The 3,386-nt window shown below is 66.3% G+C and carries 3 protein-coding genes; all 3 read left to right on the forward strand.

Features of this window, described 5'->3' with window-relative positions; all coding sequences use genetic code 11:
• Window positions 1-82: 82 nt before the first annotated feature.
• The gene (locus ACRDUX_RS31300; protein ID WP_526419807.1) at window positions 83-1,705 is read left to right on the forward strand and encodes an AMP-binding protein; all 1,623 of its coding nucleotides are present in this window, start codon (window positions 83-85) and stop codon (window positions 1,703-1,705) included.
• Window positions 1,706-1,715: 10 nt separating this feature from the next.
• Window positions 1,716-2,549: an amidohydrolase family protein gene (locus ACRDUX_RS31305; RefSeq protein WP_526419809.1), complete on the forward strand. Its 834-nt coding sequence runs from the start codon at window positions 1,716-1,718 to the stop codon at window positions 2,547-2,549.
• A 2-nt stretch (window positions 2,550-2,551) separates the two neighbouring features.
• Window positions 2,552-3,386, forward strand: an 835-nt coding sequence (locus ACRDUX_RS31310; RefSeq protein WP_526419811.1) for an acyl-CoA dehydrogenase family protein, incomplete at its 3' end; no start/stop codon positions are given.

A 3,386-nucleotide genomic window follows, 5' to 3' on the forward strand; every position in this document is an offset into this window, starting at 1 on the left:
TCAGCACCGAGGACACTCGAAAGGTCATACGGGACAACGCCTTGGATCTGCTGGGCGCGAACGTGACGGCTTCCGCCTAGCCATGACCGAATGGACCATCGGCGAGGTCATCGACGCCATCGCCGACGTCATTCCCGACCGGCCGATGACGGTGTGTGGCGAACGCGTCAGCACGTTCGGTGCCGTTGCCGACCGCACCCGCAGGCTCGCGAACTTCCTCGTGCAGAACGGCTTCGGCGCACACCACGAGCGCGCCGCCTTGAACAATTGGGAGTGCGGTCAGGACCGCGTCGCATTGGTGATGCACAACGACCTGTATCCGGACGCGGTCATCGGATGCCTCAAGGCGCGCACGGTCCCGGTCAACGTCAACTACCACTACACCCCGCGTGAAGTCTCCGAACTGCTCGACTACGTCAAGCCCCGCGCCGTCGTCTACCACCGCTCGCTCGGTGCCAAATTCGCCGACGTGCTCCCGCCCATGAGCGCGGACCTGCTCATCTCCGTCGACGACGGCAGCGACGCACCACTTCTCGCCGGTGCCACCACTCTCGCCGACGCACTGGCCGCCGGCGACGCCGACCAGGACGTCTCGCCGTCACCGGACGACCTCCTGATGATCTGCACGGGCGGCACCACCGGCAGGCCGAAGGGCGTGATGTGGCGTCAGGGCGACATCTACGTGTCGTCGATGAACGGTGGCGATCACCTCGCGGTGGAAGAGATTCACGACAAGGTGCGCCACGCGGGGCCGCCGTGGTTCGCCGTGTCACCGCTGATGCACGCCGCCGGGATGTGGACCGCCTTCTCCGCGGTACTGAGCGGCCAGACCACGGTGCTCTACGACACCAAGTCCAAGTTCGACCCGCGGACGGTGCTCGAGACGGCCGAGCGCCACGGGGTCGGGCTCATGACCATGGTGGGCGATGCCTACGCCGCGCCGCTGGTCGAGGAGCTCGGGCGACGTTCCTACGACCTGTCCTCGCTGTTCGCCATCGGCACGGGTGGCGCGGCCACCAACCCGAAACATCAAGCGGCGCTCCTGGAGTACATGCCCCAGATCACCATCATCAACGGCTACGGCTCGTCGGAGACCGGCAACATGGGTTTCGGGCGCAGTCAGCGCGGCGACCAGAAGGAGACCTTCGAACTCCGAACCGGAGGACTGGTGCTGTCGGCGGACTACACGCGGTTCCTCGAGCCCGGTGACGCCGAGATCGGGTGGGTGGCGCGCAACGGCCGCATCCCGCTGGGGTACTACGACGACGCGGAGGCCACCCGCAAGACCTTCCCCGAGGTCCAGGGTCAGCGGGTGGTGATCTCCGGGGACCGCGCGTCGATCGAGTCGGACGGCACACTGCGTCTGCTCGGCCGCGACTCGTTGGTGGTCAACACCGGCGGGGAGAAGGTGTTCGTCGAAGAGGTCGAGGAAGTCCTGCGGGCCCATCCCGACATCGTCGACGCCCTGGTGGTGGGCAGACCAAGTGAGCGCTGGGGTCAGGAGGTGGTCGCATTGATCGCGCTGCGCGACGGCGCGGTGCTGGTCCACGACCTCCTGCACACCCACTGCACGCAGCAGTTGGCCCGCTTCAAGGCGCCCAAGGAGTTCATCGTCGTCGCCCAGGTTCGCCGCCTCGGTAACGGCAAGGCCGACTACCGTTGGGCGAAGAGCCAGGCAATCGAACACGCGCCGTTGGCCAGATAGCGGAGATGACATGACGCACAGAGCAATTGATTGTCTGGTCAACGTTCACTTCGGCGAGACCGACAAGCAACCGGCCTTCATGACGAAGGTACGGGAGGACTACTTCAAGGGCCCGAAGTCGATGTTCGACCCGGTGGATCTCACCGAACTGCTCGACGAGATGGACGCCCACGGGGTGACCCGAGCGATCCTGATGGACAACCTCGCCAAGCCGTCGGTCACCGCCAGGAAGTTCGTCGACGCACGGCCGGATCGGTTCTCGCTGGCCGTCGGCGGGCTGAATCTGCTGAAGCCGATGCCGTCACTGCGGGAGCTGGCCGCCGTGGTGAACGACCTACCGGTCTCGTACGCCGTTGTGGGACCCAGCTTTTGGGGTGACGGCCAGTACCCGCCGAGCGATGCGGTGTACTACCCGCTGTACACCAAGTGCGCCGAGATCGAGCTGCCGCTGTGCATCAACACCGGTCTGCCCGGCCCACCGATCCCCGGTGAGGTGCAGAACCCGATCCACCTGGACCGCGTGTGCGTGCGGTTCCCCGAATTGAAGCTGTGCATGATCCACGGTGCTGATCCCTGGTGGGACGTCGCGATCCGGCTGCTGATCAAGTACCAGAACCTTCGGTTGATGACCTCGGCCTGGTCGCCGAAGCGGTTGCCGGAGAGCCTGCTTCACTACATGCGGACCAGGGGCCCGAACAAGATCATCTTCGCGTCGGACTGGCCGGTGCTCAGACAGAGTCGGGTGGTCCCGGAGGCCGTCGCTCTGGACCTGCCGCCCGAGGTGTTGGACAACTATCTCTACAACAACGCCGACGAGTTCTTCTTCGGCACGCGCGAGGAGTGACCATGGACCGCTACGAACTGCGCCGCGAAGACTACAGCCTGTCCGAGGACCAGACGGACCTCCAGGCGGCGTACCAGAAGTTCTTCAAGAGCAACTGCTCGATCGAAGTGGTCCGCTCCGCCGAGACCGTGGGCCTCGACAAGAGCCTCTGGGAACGCCTGTGCGCCACCGGTGCCACGACGATGGCGCTGCCGGAGTCCGTCGGCGGCGACGGTGCCACGCTCGTCGACCTCACCCTCGTCGCAGAGGAACTGGGCCGGTCCCTGGCGCCGGTCCCGTGGATCGACCACGTGTGCGCGGCGCGACTGCTGGCCCGGCTCGGGGCGTTGGACGACGGCAGCCCGATCGTCACGGGCGAGCAGATCGTCGGCCTCGATACAGTGCTCGGCAGTGCGGCAGGCACCCGGTTGATCGCATCCGGGTCGATCGCCGACCACATCGTGCTGCGCGACGGTGACGACGTCGTCCTGCTGACGTTCGGCACCAGACCTGCCAGGGTCGACAACATCGGCAAGTTGCCGATGGCGTGGGTCGATCCCGGCGCCGCCGACACTCGGACGGTGCTGGGCAGCGGCTCCGATGCCGTGACCAGTTACCAATCGGCCCTTGATGAGTGGCGTCTGCTGACCGCGGCCGCGCTCGCTGGTCTGGTCGACGAGACGATGACGATCGCGGCGGAGTTCGCCAAGACGCGCTACACCCTCGGCGTGCCGATCTCGACGCTGCAGGGGATCTCGCATCCCCTGGCGAACATGGCCATCGTCGTCCAGGGCGGAAGGGCACTCTCGCGGCGAGCCGCCTGGTATCTCGACAACGAGCCCGATGAGCGGCCGGAGT

The sequence above is a fragment of the Mycobacterium sp. genome (genome assembly GCF_050701675.1).
GTDB lineage: Bacteria > Actinomycetota > Actinomycetes > Mycobacteriales > Mycobacteriaceae > Mycobacterium.

Coding starts and splice junctions, on each gene's coding strand:
- ACRDUX_RS31300 (WP_526419807.1), top strand. CDS start 83: ATGACCGAATGGACCATCGGCGAGGTCATCGACGCCATCGCCGACGTC.
- ACRDUX_RS31305 (WP_526419809.1), top strand. CDS start 1,716: ATGACGCACAGAGCAATTGATTGTCTGGTCAACGTTCACTTCGGCGAG.